Raw genomic sequence first — 6,000 nt, forward strand, 5'->3', positions numbered from 1 at the left:
GCTTTCCTGTCAGGGATCCTAGATGATTACAAGACTGGGGTTATCACTCAGATACAAGCTGTTGGTAGAATCGGTAACGTGTTTTCTGCTCTGGAAAGTGGAGACTCAAAAAAGGTAGTGCATTTGTTGACTGAAGGACGAAAACTCCTGCGGACGGGCTGAATGTCCGCAGAAGTTCTTATGTGCCAGGGGATGCAGAGAAGTGTATCAACCTGGCTTCATTTATCATGATGTTTTTCTGCTACGCGGCTGTTTTGACTTTCCAGTACCTCCCCCTGCCATTGCACCAGTTAATGTATCAATGGTGCCTTTCAGGGATTCTGAGATTGTTTTCTCCGCCTCCAGGGTAGCTTCCAGCTTCATTACTTTGGCCTGGAGCGTTTTGAGTTCATTGCTTTGTTCAGCCACTTCCGCTTCATAGCCCTGGCTGACCAAAGTTACTTTATTCAGGTCGGCGCTCAGCGACTCGTTTAGTTTATGGAGTTCAGTAAGTTCGGCATTCACCGCCACCAGGTCACCCTCTTTCCCGGACAGTGCACTTTTCAGCTCAGTACAAAGGTTCTGTGCAGCAATCAATTCCTGTTCAAACCTGTCCCTCTCTGCCTTTGTATCTGACACAGTCTGACTTAACTGGTCGCATTGTCTGGAAAGACCGGCGTTATCAGAACGCTGCGTGTTGATCTCTTCGTTCAGCTTTTTTTGATATTCAAGGTGACCAGCGATCTCTGTTTTACGTTCAGCCAGTTGCTGGGAGAGTGAGTCATTTGACTGCTGTGCGAGGCTCAATTCATGCCGTGTGCTATCTAACTGGTGATGGCAGGTTTCGAGTTCTGCTTCGGCAACATTCAGCCTTGTTTCTAACTCCTTGACGGTACTGTCCCGGATCTCTAATCGACCCTGTAGTGCCTGATTCTCAAGTTTCAGCTCATCCATATCGGTAGCGCTTTGCTCAAGCCGCTGTAACAGCTGCGTTACCTCCTCCTCCAGCTGCATGCTACGTGCTTCAGCTTTTTTAACACTATCATTCTGTATTGCGGTATAGCTTCTACGGTAGTGCCAGGTGATGTACGAGATAATATCGCCGAGTGCAACCTTTACCTCATCGGGTATATCCAGGTAACGGGCCTCTTCAGGAACCTCTTTAACATACTTCTGGTACTCCGCGAACATCTCCTGTGACCTTGCAAACGAGCCGCCAACAGCGTTTCTGAGCCAGTGAACTTTGAAGCTCAGATCGATATTTTCCGGGTTAATTTCTTTCTCTTTGCACAGACGTTCGATTGCATTGAAGTAATCGATCATCGCGATAGATGAGTACCTTGAACGACCCATTTCCTTTGATTTTTCAGTGGATTCGCTGCGGATGTCATTCTGCACCTCTGGCGGGGTAGCATCGTTCAGGCTTTTTTCTTTATCATTTTCAATCATCATTTTTTTCCTGCGGCCGGAAGCTGGTTTGCAAAATATATGCTGATAAGATCGTTCAGAGCATTCAGAAGCGAGATACTGTCGATGCAAATATGAACGTTTCCATTCTCAAACAGGCGACACCGCCAGCCATTCTCATCACTGACCTCGCCTGTGAATTCTGTATTTCTCATGGCCGTCAGCCTGTCGACCATACTCAGCCCACCGCCGGTTGCAGGTGTTGGAGTATCAGAACAGATGCATACAATATTCTCAAAGTCGCGTAAACAAAAGTGATTGTCCTGCGAGAAACCGTTGTACCTCAGCACGTTCACACCAGGAAAAATCCCCCGAAGAACAAGCTTTTTTGGCATTGTATATTGCCTGGCATTGCTTTTGAAACTTCGGTCAAGCTTGTTGAGAACATCAACGAAACCTTCTGCAAGGGTGTCTCGTCTGTTAGCCAGTGCATGCTGTAATGTTCCCTTAACAATCTCCAGGGAAGCGACGGGCGGATCCGTACGAAGGGATTCGTTAAAGGCTTCTTTTTGCTTATGGTTCCAGTACCGGTCCATACCTGTTTCTTCAAAGAGCCTTTTCCACGTTTTACGGTCAATTTCCTTACGCCCCTCCTCGATGGTGCGATCCAGTGACGACGGAAGACCAAATGCGTTGGGCTGCATAATTCTGCTGGTGAAGAGAGAGAGACCGCACAGTTCCGACGCTTCCGAGATTAACCGCATCCCTTCTTCGAATTTCTGCATGGCCATATCCCGGGCGCTGATGAGCTGCCCTGTCCGGCTCGCCGGTACTGGCTCAGAACCCTGGTTTTGAGTCATTTTACACTCCATTTTGGTATGTCAGAACATTTTGATTTGAGCAAAGGTAGGTGTACACAGACATTAAAGTTGTCTCCTTTAACATGAAAAAGACTTTAAAGTTGTCTACTTCTTCAGATAGACCTACTTAACAGGATACTAAGTAGGTCATCTCCTTTCTCGCGTAGCATCTCTCGACGTTCACAGCAGAGGACACGTTTCAAAATGTCATCCAAAATTTTTTTCCATTATCTGACGTTGGGTGATTTTGATGGTCAGCGAGTAGAGGCTTTAACAATGTGGGTTGCCCTGAGCAAAGTAAGGGAAGTAGATGTACCAGAAATGTACGCGTTGCCTTGCATGAAGGGGGGCATCTTAAAGCTCATTGATTAAACAAACTCACTATGCCGCTACAAACAGCCCAAAACCGTCACTTGATAACGTGTTATTTAGATAAATTAATGCTCAGGGCTTTTAGCCAAACTGTCACTTGATGTAAGAATCCAGAACCTTCAGCACAACGTCCAGGTCTTCTTCTCGTTTCTGTTCTTCACTTTCATGAACAATATGTTCAGTCAAATGTCCTTTAATCACTTCACGCAATAAACCATTCACGGCACCACGTATGGCGGCTATTTGTTGCAGTACAGCGGCACATTCGTGAGGTTCATCAAGCATTTTTTTCAGCGCAGCAACCTGCCCCTGGATCTTGCTTGTACGTGCTTTCAGTTTTTGTTTATCGCGGATGGTATGTGACATGTGGGCTCTCACTCTCCTGGATATTTTATGTAACTATACCAGCGTTATTCTACTGGGGGGTAGTATATTTTACTGGGGGGGAGTAGAATCCGGCCTACACTTAATAACCAAGAATGATTCTCATGAACGAATTTACGACACTTCTTCAGCAAGGCAACGCATGGTTTTTCATCCCCAGCGCCATTCTGCTTGGCGCGCTTCATGGACTGGAGCCCGGGCACTCCAAAACAATGATGGCAGCATTCATCATTGCTATAAAAGGCACCGTACGTCAGGCCGTGATGCTGGGTGTCGCGGCAACATTGTCGCACACTGCAGTCGTATGGCTGATTGCTTTTGGAGGGATGTATATCAGTAATAAATTTACCGCAGAATCAGCCGAACCCTGGCTACAGATGGTCTCTTCAGTGATCATCCTTGGTACGGCTTTTTGGATGTTCTGGCGAACCTGGAGCGGTGAGAAAAACTGGCTGGAGGGAATGCAGGAGAATGAACATCATCACCATGACGAAACAAGGTTGATCGATACTGGCCATGGAAAAGTTGAACTGTCCATTTTTGAAGAAGGACAACTTCCCCACTGGCGGCTACGCACTCTTAGTGGCCAAAGATGGGCTTCTGAAGATATCTCATTAACCACACTTCGGGAAAACAGTACGATCTCTCAGACTTTTGAATTTGTTGATCATGGTGATTATCTGGAGTCAACATCTCCCATCCCTGAGCCTCACAGTTTCAACGTACGTCTGTCTCTGGGACATCGTGGTCATGTCCATGACTATGATGTGGCGTTCGCTGAACACGACCATGACCATGACCACTCTGAGCTTGATGGGCTGGATGTGAATTCGAAAGAGTATCAGGACGCTCACGAACTGGCTCATGCCAATGACATAAAACGCCGCTTCGACGGGAAAGAAGTAACCAACGGGCAAATCCTGATATTTGGACTGACAGGAGGGCTTATCCCTTGCCCGGCAGCTATAACTGTATTGTTGATCTGCCTTCAGCTTAAAGCGCTTACGCTGGGTGCCACACTGGTTGTTTGTTTCAGTATCGGCCTGGCATTGACCCTCGTAACGGTTGGAGTGGGTGCGGCGATCAGCGTTCGTCAGGTCGCCAAACGCTGGAGTGGCTTCAATACCATCGCCAGAAGAGCCCCCTATATTTCAAGCGCCCTGATTGCTGCTGTTGGGATTTACATGGGTATACATGGCTGGAATGGGCTGGTGCATTAACACCGGTACTGATGACACACACTCTGGGTACTTACAAAGTACATCCTAAGCGCCACCGTTGAGGTTATGAGCAGAAAAACCCGGAATATAAAGCTGCTCTTTCCGGGACTTGTTGCTGAGGCAGGGATTAAGTAACTGATTAAATCCATTCCCATAAGACTCAATGATAAATGAAAGAATAAAAAAAACGCTCCCGGACGGGAGCGTAAGCCAGTGACTTCGGCGTCAAATGAGGGTCTAACAAGTGGAGCTGCGGGTTAATTCTGGGTGATCTGGCTGCGATGCTTTTCAGCCTGCTGCTGATGAATAACGGAAGACTGACCATTATTCGCCTTCTCGTGCACAACAGCGGCTTTTTCATGCTCGTTCATTTCTGAAAATGACGTTGCTGATTCGTTGGTGGCCCCTGGTTTGCCTTTCATCATTTTTTTATGCATCTCCGCCATGTCCTGGTGGGCAGAAGCGTTGCCGTTTTGCATCATTTCATGGGACATTGCAGCCTGATCGTGTCCGCTCATATCCATCATTGTCATACTGTCTCCCTGAACAGCGCTTTTTTCAGAGGTTGACTGCATCTGATGGGCGGGTGCCTGGGCATTATTTACCTGGTCATGCATGTTCATTGTCTCTGCAGCCATGGCGGATGAAGCGACAGCCATAATGGCAACAAATGATACAAGGATCTTTTTCATGGTTGGGTCTCCGGTGTTTTCATACCCAAACAATCAACGGCTTATAACAGAGAAAGCATTTGATCTCAGGGCGGGTTATTCATCACTCCAGGAACCAGGCGATTGCGTTATCACTCTGCTCCTGATTTATGTATGATTATAAAAAACCGCCTCTGTTTATCGCGTGACTGAATGATGACAATTTTGTCACCTTCCAGGTTTCTCCTGAAGAACGGGATTAATCCATTAACAGGCGCACACTGAACACAATTTCCCGCCCCTGCTGTTCTGCTGACAGCTCGCCGCCATGAGCATGAATGATCGACCTTGTAATTGATAATCCCAGCCCCGCGCCTTCCGTGTTGTGGACCCTTGATGAATCAGCTCGATAGAACCGATCAAACAAACGTTCCAGATTAGCGGGAACCTGGCCGGACATCGTATTCGTAATCATCACGTTCACACAGTCACTGTCACGCTCAAGGTGTATCGCTGTACAGGTGTTATCGGGAGAATACTTGATTGCATTGGAAAGCAGGTTACTGAAAGCACGTCGCAGCATATCGCTGTCTCCGGCAACAACGCCCTCTCCTTCAACGGTGATTGTCTTTCCTGTTTCGTCTGCCAGAGGCTCGAACAGCTCACGTAATTCATTCAGTTCGGCGGCCAGATCCACATCATGTTTATCCAGCTGCAGCAGACCATGCTCTGAACGTGCCAGAAAAAGCATATCACTGGTCATTCGTGACAACCTTTTCAGTTCTTCCAGGTAAGCGAATAAGATTTCGCGGTAATGCGAAACATCCCTTTCCTTAGCCAGTGCAAACTGCGTCTGCATCATCAGATTACTGACCGCTGTGCGCAGCTCATGCGCGATGTCAGACGAGAAATCTGACAGTTTCCGGAATGACCCCTCCAGGCGATCGAACATGTTATTGAACTCCTGCATGGTCTCAGAAATTTCCGGCGGAGCCAAATCGGGATTAAGACGCTGATCCAGGCTGTGTACGGTCATGGAGGAAGCCAGACTGGTCATTTCCCGTAGCGGTTTCAGACCAATACGTGTGGTCAGCCAGCCCAGAAAAACAGAAATAAAGACCAGACCGA

At 47.5% G+C, this 6,000-nt stretch carries 5 protein-coding genes and 1 pseudogene; 1 reads left to right on the forward strand and 5 read right to left on the reverse strand.

All coding sequences use genetic code 11. The annotated features are described in order from the left end of the window. Positions 1–225: 225 nt before the first annotated feature. The 3 genes from ACJBF3_RS24920 to rcnR all read right to left on the reverse strand — a co-directional run bounded on the left by ACJBF3_RS24920 (position 226) and on the right by rcnR (position 2,984). On the reverse strand, positions 226–1,431 hold the full coding sequence (locus ACJBF3_RS24920) for a hypothetical protein (RefSeq protein WP_001572381.1): 1,206 nt from the start codon (positions 1,429–1,431) through the stop codon (positions 226–228). Then, positions 1,428–2,246, reverse strand: a complete 819-nt coding sequence (locus ACJBF3_RS24925) for a DUF4942 domain-containing protein (protein ID WP_000193209.1) — start codon at positions 2,244–2,246, stop codon at positions 1,428–1,430. Before ACJBF3_RS24925 ends, ACJBF3_RS24920 begins: the two co-directional genes overlap by 4 nt. A gap of 465 nt (positions 2,247–2,711) precedes the next feature. Further along, on the reverse strand, positions 2,712–2,984 hold the full coding sequence (gene rcnR, locus ACJBF3_RS24930) for a Ni(II)/Co(II)-binding transcriptional repressor RcnR (RefSeq protein ID WP_000019951.1): 273 nt from the start codon (positions 2,982–2,984) through the stop codon (positions 2,712–2,714). Between the two features lie 122 nt (positions 2,985–3,106). Here rcnR and ACJBF3_RS24935 point away from each other — a divergent pair, with 122 nt between their 5' ends. After that, positions 3,107–4,222 carry a nickel/cobalt efflux protein RcnA gene (locus ACJBF3_RS24935; protein WP_001572377.1) on the forward strand — a complete coding sequence of 372 codons (1,116 nt, stop codon included), beginning with the start codon at positions 3,107–3,109 and terminating at the stop codon, positions 4,220–4,222. A gap of 257 nt (positions 4,223–4,479) precedes the next feature. On the opposite strand, the gene ACJBF3_RS24940 is transcribed toward ACJBF3_RS24935, so the two are convergent. Then, a complete protein-coding gene (locus tag ACJBF3_RS24940) occupies positions 4,480–4,914 on the reverse strand; it encodes a hypothetical protein (RefSeq protein WP_000723070.1) in 435 nt (144 codons plus the stop codon). A 217-nt stretch (positions 4,915–5,131) separates the two neighbouring features. Further along, positions 5,132–6,000, reverse strand: a pseudogene (gene pcoS / locus ACJBF3_RS24945) (copper resistance membrane spanning protein PcoS); the annotation flags it as partial.

This window comes from Enterobacter sp. PP-008-ECC_S150, from assembly GCF_045257065.1.
Lineage (GTDB): Bacteria > Pseudomonadota > Gammaproteobacteria > Enterobacterales > Enterobacteriaceae > Enterobacter > Enterobacter chengduensis.